Annotated in this window: 14 protein-coding genes; 11 read left to right on the forward strand and 3 right to left on the reverse strand. The window is 68.7% G+C overall.

Going from position 1 to position 15,864, the window contains the following annotated elements; translation table 11 throughout:
* Positions 1 to 81 precede the first annotated feature (81 nt).
* Positions 82 to 1,194: a class I SAM-dependent methyltransferase gene (locus AC3WQR_RS25115; protein ID WP_492744395.1), complete on the reverse strand. Its 1,113-nt coding sequence runs from the start codon at positions 1,192 to 1,194 to the stop codon at positions 82 to 84.
* Positions 1,195 to 1,236: 42 nt separating this feature from the next.
* On the opposite strand from AC3WQR_RS25115, the gene AC3WQR_RS25120 reads away from it, so the two are divergent.
* From AC3WQR_RS25120 to AC3WQR_RS25145, 6 genes are all read left to right on the forward strand, one after another.
* Complete coding sequence (locus AC3WQR_RS25120; RefSeq protein WP_062477898.1) at positions 1,237 to 2,022, forward strand: SDR family oxidoreductase; 786 nt, start codon at positions 1,237 to 1,239, stop codon at positions 2,020 to 2,022.
* A gap of 14 nt (positions 2,023 to 2,036) precedes the next feature.
* On the forward strand, positions 2,037 to 2,414 hold the full coding sequence (locus AC3WQR_RS25125; RefSeq protein WP_056576172.1) for a dihydroneopterin aldolase: 378 nt from the start codon (positions 2,037 to 2,039) through the stop codon (positions 2,412 to 2,414).
* A gap of 52 nt (positions 2,415 to 2,466) precedes the next feature.
* Complete coding sequence (gene ttcA, locus AC3WQR_RS25130; protein ID WP_062477895.1) at positions 2,467 to 3,396, forward strand: tRNA 2-thiocytidine(32) synthetase TtcA; 930 nt, start codon at positions 2,467 to 2,469, stop codon at positions 3,394 to 3,396.
* A 74-nt stretch (positions 3,397 to 3,470) separates the two neighbouring features.
* Positions 3,471 to 4,067 (forward strand): DUF4136 domain-containing protein, encoded by a 597-nt coding sequence (locus tag AC3WQR_RS25135; protein ID WP_492744398.1) that lies wholly within the window; start codon positions 3,471 to 3,473, stop codon positions 4,065 to 4,067.
* A 22-nt stretch (positions 4,068 to 4,089) separates the two neighbouring features.
* Entirely contained in the window at positions 4,090 to 4,740 is a 651-nt protein-coding gene (locus AC3WQR_RS25140; RefSeq protein ID WP_062477889.1) for a histidine phosphatase family protein, read from the forward strand.
* Between the two features lie 45 nt (positions 4,741 to 4,785).
* Positions 4,786 to 5,478, forward strand: a complete 693-nt coding sequence (locus AC3WQR_RS25145; protein ID WP_492744401.1) for a Crp/Fnr family transcriptional regulator — start codon at positions 4,786 to 4,788, stop codon at positions 5,476 to 5,478.
* A 240-nt stretch (positions 5,479 to 5,718) separates the two neighbouring features.
* On the opposite strand, the gene AC3WQR_RS25150 is transcribed toward AC3WQR_RS25145, so the two are convergent.
* Complete coding sequence (locus AC3WQR_RS25150; protein WP_492744403.1) at positions 5,719 to 8,880, reverse strand: efflux RND transporter permease subunit; 3,162 nt, start codon at positions 8,878 to 8,880, stop codon at positions 5,719 to 5,721.
* On the reverse strand, positions 8,877 to 10,022 hold the full coding sequence (locus AC3WQR_RS25155) for an efflux RND transporter periplasmic adaptor subunit (protein WP_492744434.1): 1,146 nt from the start codon (positions 10,020 to 10,022) through the stop codon (positions 8,877 to 8,879). Before AC3WQR_RS25155 ends, AC3WQR_RS25150 begins: the two co-directional genes overlap by 4 nt.
* A gap of 253 nt (positions 10,023 to 10,275) precedes the next feature.
* On the opposite strand from AC3WQR_RS25155, the gene AC3WQR_RS25160 reads away from it, so the two are divergent.
* The 5 genes from AC3WQR_RS25160 to AC3WQR_RS25180 all read left to right on the forward strand — a co-directional run bounded on the left by AC3WQR_RS25160 (position 10,276) and on the right by AC3WQR_RS25180 (position 15,691).
* Entirely contained in the window at positions 10,276 to 10,734 is a 459-nt protein-coding gene (locus tag AC3WQR_RS25160) for a hypothetical protein (RefSeq protein WP_492744405.1), read from the forward strand.
* An 89-nt stretch (positions 10,735 to 10,823) separates the two neighbouring features.
* A complete protein-coding gene (gene miaB / locus AC3WQR_RS25165) occupies positions 10,824 to 12,185 on the forward strand; it encodes a tRNA (N6-isopentenyl adenosine(37)-C2)-methylthiotransferase MiaB (protein WP_159273894.1) in 1,362 nt (453 codons plus the stop codon).
* Positions 12,185 to 13,612: a sensor histidine kinase gene (locus AC3WQR_RS25170; protein WP_492744408.1), complete on the forward strand. Its 1,428-nt coding sequence runs from the start codon at positions 12,185 to 12,187 to the stop codon at positions 13,610 to 13,612. Before miaB ends, AC3WQR_RS25170 begins: the two co-directional genes overlap by 1 nt.
* Positions 13,613 to 13,697: 85 nt before the next feature.
* Positions 13,698 to 14,306, forward strand: a complete 609-nt coding sequence (locus tag AC3WQR_RS25175) for a hypothetical protein (RefSeq protein WP_492744410.1) — start codon at positions 13,698 to 13,700, stop codon at positions 14,304 to 14,306.
* Complete coding sequence (locus AC3WQR_RS25180) at positions 14,303 to 15,691, forward strand: sigma 54-interacting transcriptional regulator (RefSeq protein ID WP_095948204.1); 1,389 nt, start codon at positions 14,303 to 14,305, stop codon at positions 15,689 to 15,691. The genes AC3WQR_RS25175 and AC3WQR_RS25180 overlap by 4 nt, the downstream gene beginning before the upstream one ends.
* The last annotated feature ends 173 nt before the right edge of the window (positions 15,692 to 15,864 follow it).

A 15,864-nucleotide genomic window follows, 5' to 3' on the forward strand; every position in this document is an offset into this window, starting at 1 on the left:
TCTTTGCTTACTTTCTTTTGGCGAAGCAAAAGAAAGTGAGTCCGCCGCCGGGCGGAACTCCCGGCCCCGGGAAGCAACCCCTCAGAGGGTGTGACTCCGATCCCCCTCAGCGAACCCGACAGCGTCCCAAGGTTCACCGACAGCAAACCCCACCACCTTGAACAACTCCCCCATCTCATGCTCATGAATCAACCGAGCCGCCATCCCCCGCTGCGCCACAGTCCCTCGCTCCATCAACCCCAACATCCCGCAGTTCAAAAGAAACCGCGCCTGGCTCGTGTAGCCGAGCACAGAAAGCCCCGCCTCCTGCCCCGCCACAGCAATCCCCGTGAAGTCCACATGCGCCGTGATGTCCTTGTACCCCACCTCCGACAGAGGATCGCCATCCGCCTGATGCCCCCGATGGCACATCACCGTCCCCATGTGCCGCTGCGGGTGGTAGTACTCGCCCTCGGGAAACCCGTAGTCGATGAGAAAAGCCGCCCCCTTCCCGAGCCGATCCGCCAGCGTCGCAATGAACGCCTGCGCCTGCGGATGCACCTCCGTGAGGTAGTCGTGCACTCCAGGCACCTCGACCGGCGGCCGCAACTCGGTAGCCCGGTCCGCCCACGTCCACCCATCCCCCGCCAAATTCCGCACCACCCCCCGCTCGAACCAGGCCCCCTTCACCCGCGCCAGCAACTGCACCGGCATCGCGTCGAGCACCTCATTACCGACCACCACGCCCGCCATGGACTCAGGCAGCTCCCCGAGCCACTCGACCCGCCCCGCATACCCCGCCAGCGCCTGCTGCTGCCGCTCGCGCAAGGTGCCCGACAGATCGACGATGCGGTAGCGCACGTCGCTACGCCCCATCTCGCCCAGCGCATGCAGCAGCTGCACCGCCAGCGCCCCCGAGCCCGCGCCGAACTCCCACACCGTGTCGGTGCCGGTCTTCTCCAGCGCCTCGAGCACCTGCACCGCGAGCGTGTGGCCGAACATCGGCGTCAGCTCGGGCGCGGTCACGAAGTCGCTGCCGGACGAGGGCATGTGGCCGAACTTGGCCGAGGTGTTGGCGTAATAGCCGAGCCCCGGCGCATACAGGGCCAGGGCCATGAAGCGGTCGAAGCCGATCCATCCGCCCGCGCGCTCGACGGAGCGGGCAATCAGATGGTCGAGGGCGATGGGTAAACTGTTTGTCGTTGGCGTCGTCACGGCGCCATTGTCCTCTTCCTGTCTTCTGTCCTCCTCCTCCGAATGAGCGCCATCCCACCCTCCTCCCCCGATCGCCGCCGCACCGTCCTCGTCACGGGCGCGGGCCGCCGGCTGGGTCGCGAGATCGCGCTGGCGCTCGCCGCGGGCGGCTGGCAGGTGGCGGTGCACTACCGCAGCTCGCGCGCCGAGGCCGAGCAGACCGTGGCCGACTGCGCCGCGCGCTCGGGCGACTCGGCGCTGTTCGAGGCCGACCTGGCCGACGAGCAGGCCACGCGCGCCCTGCTGCCGCGCGTGGCGGCACGCTTTCGTGCCGTGGATGCCGTGGTGCACAGCGCCGCCCTCTTCGAACACGACGACGCCGCCAGCTTCAGCTACGCGCTCATGGAGCGCCACGCGCGCAGCAACACCGGCGCGGCCATCCTGCTGGCGCAAGCGCTGCACGACCACCTGGCCCGGCGCGACGCGCACGGCGGCGCCGTGGTGCACCTGCTCGACCAGAAGCTGTGGAACCCGAACCCCGACTTCCTGAGCTACACGCTCTCCAAGGCCGCGCTCGAAGCCGCCACCCCCATGCTCGCGCTGGCGCTGGCGCCGCGCGTGCGCGTGGTGGGCGTGGCGCCCGGCCTCACGCTGGCGAGCCACATGCTCGATGACGACAAGTTCGCGCAGCTGCACAAGCTGTCGCCGCTGGGCCGCTCGTCCACATCGGAAGACGTGGCCGCCACCGTGAAGTTCGCGCTGGAAAACAGCTCGATCACCGGCACCACGCTGCTCGTCGACGGCGGCCAGCACCTCATGAAATTCGAGCGCGACTTCTCGCTCATGTGACGAGCACCACCACCATGTCCACGAACACACCGCACGGCCACCAGACACTCACCCTCCAGGGCCTGCGCTTCGACGCCAACCTGGGCATCCTCGAGCAGGAAAAGACCGCGCCGCAGCCGATCCTGGTGGACGCCGAGCTCAACCTCGGCCCGCAGCCGCTGCTGCCGCAGGACGACGACATCTTCCACGTGCTGGACTACCGCAAGGTGCGCCGCATCATCATCGACGAGTGCACCGCCGAGCACGTCAACCTGCTCGAAAGCCTGATCGGCAAGCTCGCGCAGCGCCTGCTGCAACTGCCCGGCGTGCGGGGCGTGCGCGTGAAGATCGCCAAGCTCGAAATCTTCGACGACTGCGAAGTCGCCATCCGCATCGAAGCCGGGGAATGGTGATCCAAGGCAAAATCGGGGGTCTTTCCCCTGATTTGCCCGAAGTAGCCCCCCAATGAACGCCGTCTGGATCGACGATACGCCCGAAGCCGGTGCGCCCTCCAACTCGCTGAAGATCGAACGCGAGACGCACAAGCTCGAGAAGCGCCTGTGCCGCCAGGTCGGCCAGGCCATCGTCGACTACAACATGATCGAAGAGGGCGACAAGGTCATGGTGTGCGTCTCGGGCGGCAAGGACAGCTACGCGCTGCTCGACATCCTGCTCAAGATGAAGGCGCGCGCGCCCATCCACTTCGACATCGTCGCGGTCAACCTCGACCAGAAGCAGCCCGGCTTCCCCGAAGAGGTGCTGCCCAAGTACCTGAGCGAGCTCGGCGTGGCCTTCCACATCGAGAACCAGGACACCTACAGCATCGTCAAGCGCGTGATCCCCGAGGGCAAGACCACCTGCGGCCTGTGCAGCCGGCTGCGCCGCGGCATCCTGTACCGCGTGGCCGACGAGCTGGGCGCCACCAAGGTCGCGCTGGGCCACCACCGCGACGACATGCTGCAGACCTTCTTCCTCAACATGTTCTTCGGCGGCAAGCTCAAGAGCATGCCGCCCAAGCTGGTGAGCGACGACGGCAAGCACATCGTGATCCGTCCGCTGGCCTACGTGGCCGAGAAAGACACGGTGCGCTGGGCGCAGCACCGCGAGTTCCCGATCATTCCCTGCACGCTGTGCGGCAGCCAGGAAAACCTGCAGCGCAAGCAGGTCGGCGAGATGCTGCGCGAGTGGGACAAGAAGTACCCCGGCCGCGTGGAAAACATGTTCACCGCGCTGCAGAACGTCGTGCCTTCGCACCTGCTGGACGGAACGCTGCACGACTTCCAGGGTCTGAAAGCGACGGGCGTGGCCGACGAGAACGGCGACAAGGCCTTCGACACGCCCGCTTTCGACCTGCTCTCCCAGGCACCCTCGGCCCTGCGCATCGTCCAGGGCTGACTCGGGCAACCCAGGGGACTTTGAGGGCCGCAGGCCCGGAGACCCTTATGTATCGTGCGTTTTCAGCTCTATTTTTGGTAGCAACCCTGAGCGGTTGCGCCACCTCCTGGGTGGTCGACAGCAACGTCAAGAGCTTTGCCACGCCGGGCACGACCGTGCCGCCCGGTGCCACCTACCGCTTCGAGCGCCTGCCTTCGCAGCAGGCCGACACGGCGCGCCAGGAAGGCCTGGAGGCCATGGCCGCGGCCGCGCTCGACAAGGTCGGCCTGCGCCGCGACGACACAAGGCCGCAGTACACGGCGCAGATCGGCGCGCGCGTCACAGCGGCGCTGTCGCCCTGGGCCGATCCGTGGCTGTACGGGCCCGGCCCCTGGGGCTACGGTTATGGCGGCTACTACGGCCATCGCTGGTATGGCAGCGGCTGGTACGGCGGCCCGATGTTCACGCCGCCGGCCAACCCCTGGTACCAGCGCGAGGTGAGCCTCGTGCTGCGCGAGGCGGGCGGCAGCCACCGCGTGGTGTACGAGACCCGCGCGCGCAACGACGGCCCCTACAGCGCGAGCGCGGCGATCCTGCCGGTGATGTTCGAGGCCGCGCTGCAGGGCTTTCCGAACCCGCCGCCGGGCGAGCGCCGCGTGAACATCGAGCTCACGCCGGCCGCCAAGAAATGACGCACTTCTAGAATTCGGACGGATGGAAGCCAATCTCACCCGCCTGATCGCCGTGCGCCACGGCGAGACCGCCTGGAACGTCGACACCCGCATCCAGGGCCACCTCGACATCGGCCTCAATGCCACCGGCCTCTGGCAGGCGCAGCGCGCCGGACAGGCGCTGGCCGACGAGCCGATCGCGGCGGTCTACGCCAGCGACCTCTCGCGCGCCTGGCAGACCGCCCAGGCCATCGCCGAGCCCCACGGCCTCCAGGTGCAACCCGACCTGGGCCTGCGCGAGCGCGCCTTCGGCCGCTTCGAGGGCATGAGCTTCGCCGAGATCGAGGCCACGCTGCCCGAGGACGCGCGCCGCTGGCGCGAGCGCGACCCCGAGTTCGAGCCCGAAGGCGGCGGCGAGAGCCTGCTGACCTTTCGCGACCGCGTGACCGGCACCGCCTCGGCCATCGCCGCGCGCCACCCGGGCCAGCTCGTGGTGCTGGTGGCCCACGGCGGCGTGATGGACGTGCTCTACCGCGCCGCCACGCGCCAGGAGCTGCAGGCGCCGCGCACCTGGCAGCTCGGCAACGCGGCGATCAACCGCATGCTGTGGACGCCCGAGGGCTTCAGCCTCGTCGGCTGGAGCGACATCGCCCACCTGGCGACGGACGCGCCGCTGGACGAGACCACGACCTAGTGGGGTGAGCCGCTTGCCTTTCTTCGCCCCGGGCAAGACGCTCCCATGAAAAGAACGAATTCCACGCCCTCGGCGTACGCCAGCTGGGACGCCTCCCAGTCGCTGTCCGCGCCGTGGATCGACGCCACGCACCTGGGAAGCTTCGTCACCCTGGAGGCCGGCGACACCATTGCGCGCGAAGGCGAACGGCACGATTACTTCTATCTCTTGCGATCGGGCTTCGTGCATTCCACGATCCACCGAAGCAACGGCTCGGAGTTCCTGCTCGAGATCTTCGGGCCGGGTGCGATCTTCGGCGAAGGCCCGGCGTTTGCCGACAGCCCCCGGCCGACGACGACCCGGGCGGTCGCACCGGCCGTTCTCAGCCGCTATCGACCGGCGGATGTCGCGCAGCAGTTTTCGGCGCTGCCCGAGCTCGCGACCTCGTTGATCCAGCTGCTCGGCTTCAAGAACCACATGATCGTCGCCAAGCTCGCCGGGGTGGCCTCGGCGGCGCCCAAGGAGCGGGTCATCGACTTGCTGCTGCGGGTGGCACGCCCGCCATCGGCGCAGGCACCGAAACAACTCACCGTCGATCTGACGCACGAGCAGATCGGCGCCATGACGGCCTTGAGCCGCGTCACCGTCACGCGCACGCTGAATGCGCTGGCAAGAGAAGGGCTCATTGAAACGCGGGCCCGGCAGGTCAGCATCCCGAATGCGCCGGCCCTGCATCGTTTCCGCGACGCGACACCGTAAGGAAAAAGCCCGCTTCCTGTATCGCTGGATACCGTCGACACCCTCACCCCCTCGCGATCATTCATCCCGTCACACACATGGGAAGAGCAACGGCGGAGGGAATGGAGAGAGCCGTTGAGGAGAGAGGCCGGAGCGCCTTCAATGGGCGATGGTCCGGGTGTGGCGTCACGCGGGACTGCACAAGTCCTTCCTGGCCGGGTGGCTCACGCTCATGGCCATCCGGCATCTTTTGAATCGCCGTCAAGCGTGCGAGGCCGCGTGCCCCGCCGCAGCCTCGGCCTTCGCCTCGCCCGGCAGCTCCACCATCGGCCCGCTGCCGCTGTAGCGGTCGAGCGCCAGGTAGATCGCGGGCGTGATGTACAGCGTGATCACCTGCGAGAAGATCAGCCCGCCCACCACCGCCACGCCCAGCGGCTGGCGCAGCTCGGCGCCGGCGCCCAGGCCCAGCGCGAGCGGCAGCGCGCCCATCAGCGCGGCCAGCGTGGTCATGAGAATCGGGCGGAAGCGCAGCCGGCAGGCTTCGCGGATCGCGTCGACCGGCTTCATGCCCTCGGTGCGCTGCGCGTCGAGCGCGAAGTCGATCATCATGATCGCGTTCTTCTTCACGATGCCGATCAGCAGCAGGATGCCGATGGTCGCGATCAGCGTGAGGTCGAAGCCGAAGAGCTTCAGCGAAATGAGCGCCCCCACCGCCGCCGAGGGCAGGCCCGCCAGGATGGTGAGGGGGTGAATGTAGCTCTCGTACAGCACGCCCAGCAGCACATAGATGACCAGCACCGCAAGCACCAGCAGCACGGCCTGGCTGCCCTGCGAACTCTGGAACACCGCCGCGTCGCCGCCGTAGGTCGTGATGATCGACTGCGGCATCTTCAGCTCGTCCTTGAAGCGGTCGATCTTCGCGGTCGCGTTGCCCAGCGGCACGTCGGGGCCGAGGTTGAACGACACCGTCACCGCCTGCAGCTGGCCCTGGTGGTTGACCGAGGTCGGCCCCACGGTGCGCTTGACGGTCGAGAACGCCGACAGCGGCACCAGCTTGCCGGTGGTGCTGCGCACCGACAGGCGCGCCACGTCTTCCTCGAACTGGCGGTCGCTGTCAGCCGCCGACAGGATCACCTGGTAGGTGTTGCTGGCGCCGTAGATGCTGCCGATCTGGCGGTCGCCGTACGCGTTGTACAGCGCGGTGCGCAGGTCGCCCACAGCCACGCCGAGCACGCCGGCCTTGTCGCGGTCGATCTCCAGCGTGGCCTGCAGGCCGCGGTTCTGCGAGTCGCTGGTCACGTCACGAAAGTCGGGGTCGGCGCGCATGCGCTCCATGAGTTTGGTCGACCACGGCACCATCTCGCCGGCGTTCACGCTCTGCAGCGTGTACTGGAAGCGCGCCTTGCTCTGGCGCCCGCCCAGGCGCAGGTTCTGCACCGGCTGCATGTAGACGGCAATGCCCGGGATCTCGCGGAAGCGCTGGCGCAGCGACTCGAGCACCTTGGCCATCTTGGGGCGCTCGCTGCGCGGCTTGAGCACCGCGAACAGCCGGCCCGAGTTCTGCGTAGCGGTCGGGCCGCCCACGCCGACGAAGGAGCTCACGTAGTCCACGCTCGGATCGGCCTTGAGCGCGGCGGCCACGCGGTCCTGCAGCGCCTTCATGGCGGTGAACGAAATGTCTTCGGCCGCCTCGGTGGTGATCTGGATCTGGCCGATGTCTTCCTCGGGGAAGAAGCCCTTGGGAATGCTGACGAAGAGCCAGGCCGTGACCACGAAGGTCAGCCCCGCCATGACCAGCATCAGCGCGCGGTGCCCGAGCGTCCAGTCGAGCGTGCGCATGTAGCCGCCGTGCACGGCGCGGTAGCCGCGCTCGAAGGCACGGCCGATCGCCGTGCCGGGCTCGGGGTGCTCTTCCTCGTGGTCGAGCGCGCCGGCCTTGCGCGGCACGTGCTTGAGCAGCCGGCTCGCGAGCATGGGCACGAGCGTGAGCGACACCACGGCCGACACCAGCACCGCCAGCGCCACCACCACGGCGAACTCGTGGAACAGCAGGCCGATCACGCCCGGCATGAAGAAGATCGGGATGAACACGGCCACCAGCGAGATCGAGATCGACACGATGGTGAAGCCCACCTCGCGCGCGCCGCGCAGGGCGGCGGCCATCGGCTCCATGCCCTTCTCGACGTAGCGCATGATGTTTTCGAGCACCACGATGGCGTCGTCCACCACCAGTCCCACGGCCAGCGTGATGCCCAGCAGCGAGACGTTGTCCAGGCTGTAGCCGAAGGCGTACAGCAGCGCCACCGCGCCGATCAGCGAGATCGGGATGGTGGCCGCCGGGATCAGCGTGGCCACCAGCCGGTGCAGGAACAGGAAGATCACCAGCACCACCAGCGCGATGGTGCCCAGCAGCGTGAGCTGCACGTCGTGCACCGCCTCGCGGATGGAGATCGAGCGGTCGTTGACCATCTGGATCTCGACCGACTGCGGCAGCTCGGCCTTGAAGCGCGGGATGAGCGCGCGCACCGCGTCCACCACCTGCACGGTGTTGGCGTTGGGCTGGCGCTGCACGGCCAGCGAGATGGAGTCTTGCCCGTTGAAGCTGCTGGCGGTCTTGACCGACTCGAAGCTGTCTTCGAGCGTGGCCACTTCGTCCAGCCGCACCGGCGCGCCGTTGCGCTGCGCGATGATCAGCTTGGCGAAGTCGGCCGCCTTCATGAGCTGGCGGTTGGCCTGGATGGTGAGCGTCTGGCGCGGGCCGTCGAGCGTGCCGACCGGCGTGTTGGCGTTGGCCGAGTTCACCGCCTTGGCCAGCTCGTCGAGCGTGATGTTGCGCGCGTTGAGCAGGTCGGCGTTGGCCTTGATGCGCACCGCGAAGGCCTTGCGCCCGTACACGCCCACCTGCGCCACGCCGTCGATGGTCGAGAGCGTGGGCGAAATGAGGTTCTCGGCATAGTCGTTGAGCTCCGACGGGTTCATCGACGGCGAGATCAACGCGATGAACAGCACCGGCGCGTCGGCCGGGTTCACCTTGCGGTACGAGGGCAGCTGCGTGAGTTCCTGCGGCAGCTGGCGCTGGGCGCGCAGCAGTGCGGCCTGCACGTCGACCGCGGCGGCATCGATGTCGCGGCTGCTGACGAATTCGAGCGTGAGCGAGGTCACGCCCTGGGTGTTCACCGAGCTGATGGTCTGCAGGCCGGGGATGGTCGAGAACTGCTTTTCGAGCGGCAGCGCGACCGAGCTCGCCATGGTGTCGGGGCTGGCGCCCGGCAGCTGCGCGTTGACGTTGATGACCGGCGTGTTGTAGCTCGGCAGCGCCGCGACCGGGATGCTGAAGTACGCAAAGATGCCGATGACCACGACGGCCGCCGACAGCAGCACCGTCATCGCCGGACGGCGGATGCAGAGCTCGGAGATGTTCATGCGCGTTCCCGCACGGGCTTCATGTCCGACGAAGCCGCGCTGCCGGGCGTGACGCCCGTGGTGCCGTTGGCAGGTGCACCGCCTGGTCCGGCCGGTGCCTTCACGTCGATGCGCACCTTGCCGCCCGGGCGCACGTTCTGGCTGCCTTCGATCACGACCTGCTCGCCGGGCGTCACGCCGCTCACGGCCACCTTGGTGCCGAAGGTGTGCAGCACCTTGACCTGGCGGCGCGCCGCGTTGCGCTCGGCATCGACCACGTACAGCGTGGCGCCATCGGACAGCATCATGAGCGCCGCGGCCGGCACCACGGTGACGCCGTCAAGCATGCGCACCGTGATGCGCGTGTTGACGAACTGGCCGGGCCACAGGCTCTGGTCGGCGTTGGCGAACACGGCCTTGGCGCGCACGGTGCCAATCTGCGGATCGACCGTGTTGTCGACGAAGTCGAGCGTGCCGAACAGCGGCTCGCGCCGGCCCGTGACCAGCGCCTCGACCTTGGCGCGCGTGCGCGCCGCGGCCAGCAGGTCCTGCAGGTTGCCTTCGGGCACCGGGAAGCTCACGGCGATGGGGTCGAGCTGGGTGATCGTGACCAGCGACAGCGTGGGCTGCACCAGCGTGCCCGGGTAGATGTTCACGGCGCCGATGCGCCCCGCGATGGGCGCGCGCAGCGTGGCGTAGCCCAGCGCCACCTGCGCCGACTGCACGGCCGCGCGGTCGGCCGCCACGGCGGCGCGCTGCGCCTGGAGCTGCGACAGCGTGGCGTCGGCCGCGCTCTTGGCGATGAAGTTCTGCGCCACCAGGTCCTGGCTGCGCTTGTACTGGCGCTCCAGGTCGGCCATGGTGGCCTCGTCCTTCTGCTGCTGGGCCCGGGCGCGGGCCAGGTTGGCCTGGTCGTTGCGGTCGTCGAGCGTGAAGAGCAATTGCCCTTCCTTGACGAACTGGCCTTCCTTGACGTGCACCGCGCTCACGGTGTTGGTGACCTGCGGACGCAGGTCGACGCTGTTGAGCGAAACCACGCTGCCGTTGACCTGCACCGTCACCGGCACGTCCTGCTTCTCGGCCGTGGCCAGCGTGACCAGCGCGGCGGGAGGCCCGGCGTTCGCGGGCTTGGCGTCCTTCGCGGCCGACCGATCGCCCGACATGCGCCACCAGCCGCCCGCGACGGCTACGATCAACACGCCCGCGAGGGCGAAGGCGGCAGATTTCTTCATGGGTTCTTGTGCACTTTGGGCTGACAGCAGCTATTGGAGCAGTGGCCGACGCACGGTGTTCACGGGCGCCGTAAAGAAATGTAAAGCAGGCCGACGCAAAGCCCCCGCACCACCCGCTGCACCCGGTATGAGGGAAAACACCCCCTCGCTAAAATCGCCGGTCCACAGCCTCTGGATATACCCCATGAACCGCTGCAAGACACCCACGAAAACACTCACCTCCCTCGCCCTTTGCGCAGCCCTTGCCGGTGCCGCAGGTCTTTTCTCCCTCCACGCCAGCGCCCAGGACGAGGTGCCCCGTCCGCAGACCCAGAACGAGTCGCTCAATGGCGGGCGCAACTTCCCCATCGGCACGCTGCGCGGCAAGTTCATGGTGACCAGCACCCCCGACGTCGAGCTCGACGGCCGGGCCGACCGCCTGGGCGCCGGCGCGCGCATCCGCAGCCCGCAGAACATGCTGGTGATGCCCGGCGCGATCATCGGCCAGAAGTACCTCGTGAACTACACGCGCGACGCCGCCGGGCTGCTGCGCGAGGTCTGGATTCTGACGCCCGACGAGGCCCTGGCCAGCCGCGAATCGCTGAACAAGCCGTTCCTGAACATCTGGCCGTTCACCTCGAACGACACGCTGAACACGCAGTAACGCGGCCGGGCCGCAAGCAAGCAAAAATCCGCGGGCGCCACGCGCGCCTCGCAGCCCTTCCTCTTTGCGAAGGGCACAGAGAGCTCCCCATGAAAAAAGTATTCATCAAGACCTTCGGCTGCCAGATGAACGAGTACGACTCGGACAAGATGGCCGACGTGCTCCACGCCGCGCAGGGCTACGAGCCCACGCAGAACGTGGACGAGGCCGACCTCATCCTGTTCAACACCTGCTCGGTGCGCGAGAAGGCGCAGGAGAAGGTGTTCTCCGACCTCGGCCGCGTGAAGCACCTGAAGGCCAAGGGCGTGAAGATCGGCGTGGGCGGCTGCGTGGCGAGCCAGGAAGGCCAGGCCATCATCGCGCGCGCACCGTACGTCGACATCGTGTTCGGCCCGCAGACGCTGCACCGCCTGCCCGAGATGCTGAACGACCGCGAGCGCCTGGACCGCCCGCAGGTGGACATCAGCTTCCCCGAGATCGAGAAGTTCGACCACCTGCCGCCCGCGCGCGTCGAAGGCGCGACCGCCTTCGTGTCGATCATGGAAGGCTGCTCCAAGTACTGCAGCTACTGCGTGGTGCCCTACACCCGCGGCGAGGAAGTGAACCGCCCCCTGGACGACGTGCTGGTCGAGATCGCCGGCCTGGCCGACCAGGGCGTGCGCGAGATCACCCTGCTGGGCCAGAACGTGAACGCCTACCGCGGCAAGATGGGCGACACGGCAGAAATCGCCGACTTCGCGCTCCTGATTGAATACGTCGCCGAGATCCCCGGCATCGAGCGCATCCGCTACACCACCAGCCACCCGAACGAGTTCACGCCCCGGCTCATCGAGGCCTACGCCAAGGTGCCGCAGCTCGTCTCGCATCTGCACCTGCCGGTGCAGCACGGCAGCGACCGCATCCTGATGGCCATGAAGCGCGGCTACACGGCCATGGAATACAAGAGCACGGTGCGCAAGCTGCGCGCCATCCGCCCCGACCTGGCCCTGTCCAGCGACTTCATCGTCGGCTTCCCCGGCGAGACCGATGCCGACTTCGACAAGATGATGAAGCTCATCGACGACTGCCAGTTCGACAACAGCTTCAGCTTCATCTTCAGCCCGCGCCCCGGCACGCCCGCCGCCGCGCTGCAGGACGACACGCCGCACGAGGTGAAGCTGGCACGCCTGCAGACGCTGCAGCGCGTGATCGACGGCAACGTGCGCCGCTTCGGCGACGCGCTGGTGGGCAGCACGCAGCGCGTGCTGGTCGAGGGCGCCTCGCGCAAGGACGCGAACGAACTCATGGGCCGCACCGCCTGCAACCGCGTCGTCAACTTCGAAGGCGACGCCCGCCTCGTGGGCCAAATGGCCGACCTGCGCATCACCCGCTCGCTGGCCTACACGCTGCGCGGCGAAGTGGTCACGCGCGAATCGGCCCTGGCTGCCGCCGCCACGGCGCTCGCCCACTGATGGCGAAACGTCCGTCCGTCCGGGGCTCGTTCCAGCAGCTCCTGCTGTTTGCCTTCCTGCTGATCACCGCGCTGCTGGTGGGCGTGGCGCTGCGCTCGGTGCTGCAGTACGACGCGCTCGTCACGCAAAGCCGCGACGCCGCCGCGCGCGCGCTGCGCCTGTCGGGCGCCTCGCAGTCGCTGGCCGAACGCAGCGCGGCCATGGAGCGCGCGGGACGCCAGTCGCTGGTGCTCAACGACGCCGTGCTGCGCCGCCGCTTCGACGAAGCGGCGCGTGAAGCCCACCAGGTGCTGGAGCGCCTGGAACGCAACGGCCTGCCGGCCGCCGGCATCGACATGTGGCGCAGCCAGCTCGGCGTGATCGAAGGGCTGCTCGGCGGCAGCCCCGACAGCGCCCTGGCGCGCGAAAGCACGATGGCGATGCAGTTCCGCGAACTCGACGCCCTGAACACCAACATCGCCCAGCAGGCGCAGTTCCTGATCGAAACGCAGAACGACGCGCTGGCCAAGCGCATCGAGAACGCGCGCCGCCGGCTGATGCGCGAGGTGGTGGCCGCCAGCGTGCTGGCCGTGCTGCTGGCGCTGGCCTTCGGCATCTGGCTGGCGCGCCCCTTCAAGCGGCTCGAGAACGCCATCGTGGGCCTGGGCCAGAACCGGCTCGACGAGCCGATCGACATCCGCGGCCCGGCCGACGTGCGGCGCGTGTCGCAGCAGCTCGAATGGCTGCGCCTGCGCCTGACCGAGCTCGACGCCGACAAGGCGCGCTTCCTGCGCCACGTGTCGCACGAGCTGAAGACGCCGCTGGCGGCGCTGCGCGAAGGCGTGTCGCTGCTCGAAGACGGCGTGACCGGCCCGCTGAATCCGGCGCAGCTCGAAGTCGCGCAGATCCTGCAGCAGAACACCGTGTCGCTGCAGAACCAGATCGAGGCGCTGCTGCGCTTCAACGCCGCCGCCTTCGAGGCGCGCGAGCTGCGCCGCGAGCGCACCGAGCTGCTGCCGCTGATCGAGGAGCAGATCGAGGCCCAGCGCCTGCAGTGGCAGGCGCACGGCCTGCGCGTGCGCGCCGAGGGCGAGCCGATCGTCCTCACGGTCGACCGCACCAAGCTCGGCACCGCCATCGCCAACCTGCTGTCGAACGCGATCCGTTTCTCGGCCGCGGGCGGCGTGATCACGCTGGCCGTGTCGGGCACGCCCGAGGCGGTGCACATCGACGTGTGCGACGCCGGCCCCGGCATTGCCGTGAACGACCGCGACCGCATCTTCGAACCCTTCTTCCGCGGCGAGCGCCAGCCCGAGCACACGGTGAAAGGCACCGGCATCGGACTTTCCATCGTGCAGGAGTACATTGCAGCCCATGGGGGCCGCATCGCCCTGCTGCCGGACGGCCCCGGTGCACGCTTTCGCATCGAACTGCCGCGCACGACCTGACCCCGGACACCCCCTCCAACACCGCCCCGCGCTTTTTCGACCCATGTTCCTTTCGTTCGTCCGCAGATCCACCTTCGCCGGGGCCATGGCCGTGCCATGCGCCCTGTTGCTGGCAGCCTGCGCCTCCCAGCCCAAGCCACCGGCCGAAGCCGACGCGCTGCCGCCGCCCGTGGCCGCGCCGCGCGTGGTGCCGGTCGAGGCCGAGCCCCGCGCGCCGGCCACGCAGCCGGCGTCGCTGTTCACGCAGCTCACGCAGGGGCCCCTCGCGGCCATGCTGGCCTATGCCGACAAGGTGCGCCCGCTGGGCGGCGCCGACCTGAGCGCCGAAATTGCGCGCGTCAGCGAACAGGGCGAAACGCCCGCGGCGCAGATGCAGCTCGCGCTCCTGCTCGCGCAGACCCGCGTGCCGGCCGACCTGGCGCGCGCGCTGGGCCTGCTGCAGCGCGTGATCGCCAACCCCGCGCCCGAAGCCCAGCCGCTGCATCCGCTCGCACGGGCGCTGGCCGCGCGCTATGTCGAGCAGCGCCGCGTCGAGGACGACCGCGACAAACAGGTGCAGCAGCTGCGCGACAGCCAGCGCCGCATCGACCAGCTCAACGACCGCATCGAGGCGCTGCGCGCCATCGAGCGCAGCTTCGCCCGGCCCAACACGCCGGCCCCCACGCCCTCCAACGGAAGCCGAACGAATCCATGAGTACCACTGGTGCCCGCCTCCTCGTGGTCGATGACGACCCGGACATGCTGCGGCTGCTCTCGATGCGGCTGGTGTCGGCGGGCTACCAGGTCACGGCCGTCACCTCGGCCGAGACCGCGCTCACGCAGCTCGAGATCGAGCACCCGCAGCTGGTGCTCAGCGACGTGCGCCTGCCCGGGCGCGACGGCCTGCAGCTGTTCGACGAGATCCGCAAGCGCCACCCGACGCTGCCGGTGATCCTGCTGACCGCGCACGGCACGATTCCCGACGCGGTCGAAGCCACGGCGCGCGGCGTGTTCACCTACCTCACCAAGCCCTACGACGCACGCGAGCTGCTCGAGAAGATCGCGCAGGCATTGGCGCTCGGCGCGCCCACCACCACGCCGAGCAAGACCGGCGACGACAGCTGGCGCTCGGAAATCGTGAGCCGCAGCAACCGCATGGCCGAGCTGCTGGCCGAGGCGCGCATGGTCGCCAAGTCGGACGCCTCCGTGCTGCTGCGCGGCGACTCCGGCGCCGGCAAGGAACTGCTGGCGCGCGCTATCCACAAGGCCAGCGCGCGCGCCGACAAGCCCTTCGTGGCGGTCAACTGCGGCGCCATTCCCGAGGCGCTGCTCGAGTCCGAGCTGTTCGGCCACATGAAGGGCGCCTTCACCGACGCCCACGCCAACCACAAGGGCCTGTTCCAGCAGGCCGACGGCGGCACGCTGCTGCTCGACGAAATCGGGGACATGCCGCCCGCGCTGCAGGTCAAGCTGCTGCGCGTGCTGCAGGAGCGCGCGGTGCGCCCGCTGGGCGCGAGCCAGTCGATCGAGGTCGACGTGCGCATCGTCTCGGCCACCCACCGCGACCTGGACGCCGCGATGGAAGCCGGCCAGTTCCGCGAAGACCTCTATTACCGCCTGAACGTGGTGACGCTCACGCTGCCGCCGCTGTCGGCGCGGCGCGAAGACATTCCGCTGCTGGCCAACCACTTCCTGCAGAAGCTGTCGACCAAGTACGGCAAGCGGCTGTCGGGCTTCGCGCCCGAGGCGCTGAAGGCGCTCACCACCGCCGCGTGGCCGGGCAACGTGCGCCAGCTCTACAACGTGGTGGAGCAGGTCTGCGCGCTGTCGGGCTCGCCGCTGATCCCGCTGGCGCTGGTGCAGCGCGCGCTGCGCGTGCCCAGCGTGGAGGTGCTCACCTACGCCGAGGCCAAGCAGCGTTTCGAGCGCGACTACCTCGTCGGCCTGCTCAAGCTGACCGACGGCAACGTGGCCGACGCGGCCCGGCTGGCCGACCGCAACCGCACCGAGTTCTACCGCCTGCTGCAGAAGCACGAGCTCACGCCGGGCAACTTCAAGGCCGACGTTGTCGCTCCCGGTGGCGACCCTGTCGCCGAGTAGCGACAGGCCTAAGTCGTTGATTTGAAAGGCTGTTTCCCGAGGGCCTCCCCGGCTTGTCGGGATTCGGCGACAAAAATGGGGGTTTCGGGGGCCCGGCAGGCCCCTCCCCCACGGAAAACGGTTTCAAATCGCGCCAAGTCGTTGATTTGAAAGCGTTTTTCCAGGCTGGCACA

It is taken from the genome of Variovorax sp. FW305-3-2-15-B-LB1 (assembly GCF_058787635.1).

Excerpts from the sequence above, each read along its gene's own strand:
- AC3WQR_RS25120 (WP_062477898.1), top strand. The coding sequence starts at position 1,237 with ATGAGCGCCATCCCACCCTCCTCCCCCGATCGCCGCCGCACCGTCCTC.
- AC3WQR_RS25125 (WP_056576172.1), top strand. The coding sequence starts at position 2,037 with ATGTCCACGAACACACCGCACGGCCACCAGACACTCACCCTCCAGGGC.
- ttcA (WP_062477895.1), top strand. The coding sequence starts at position 2,467 with ATGAACGCCGTCTGGATCGACGATACGCCCGAAGCCGGTGCGCCCTCC.
- AC3WQR_RS25140 (WP_062477889.1), top strand. The coding sequence starts at position 4,090 with ATGGAAGCCAATCTCACCCGCCTGATCGCCGTGCGCCACGGCGAGACC.
- AC3WQR_RS25145 (WP_492744401.1), top strand. The coding sequence starts at position 4,786 with ATGAAAAGAACGAATTCCACGCCCTCGGCGTACGCCAGCTGGGACGCC.
- AC3WQR_RS25150 (WP_492744403.1), bottom strand. The coding sequence starts at position 8,880 with ATGAACATCTCCGAGCTCTGCATCCGCCGTCCGGCGATGACGGTGCTG.
- AC3WQR_RS25155 (WP_492744434.1), bottom strand. The coding sequence starts at position 10,022 with ATGTCGGGCGATCGGTCGGCCGCGAAGGACGCCAAGCCCGCGAACGCC.
- AC3WQR_RS25160 (WP_492744405.1), top strand. The coding sequence starts at position 10,276 with ATGAACCGCTGCAAGACACCCACGAAAACACTCACCTCCCTCGCCCTT.
- miaB (WP_159273894.1), top strand. The coding sequence starts at position 10,824 with ATGAAAAAAGTATTCATCAAGACCTTCGGCTGCCAGATGAACGAGTAC.
- AC3WQR_RS25170 (WP_492744408.1), top strand. The coding sequence starts at position 12,185 with ATGGCGAAACGTCCGTCCGTCCGGGGCTCGTTCCAGCAGCTCCTGCTG.
- AC3WQR_RS25175 (WP_492744410.1), top strand. The coding sequence starts at position 13,698 with ATGGCCGTGCCATGCGCCCTGTTGCTGGCAGCCTGCGCCTCCCAGCCC.
- AC3WQR_RS25180 (WP_095948204.1), top strand. The coding sequence starts at position 14,303 with ATGAGTACCACTGGTGCCCGCCTCCTCGTGGTCGATGACGACCCGGAC.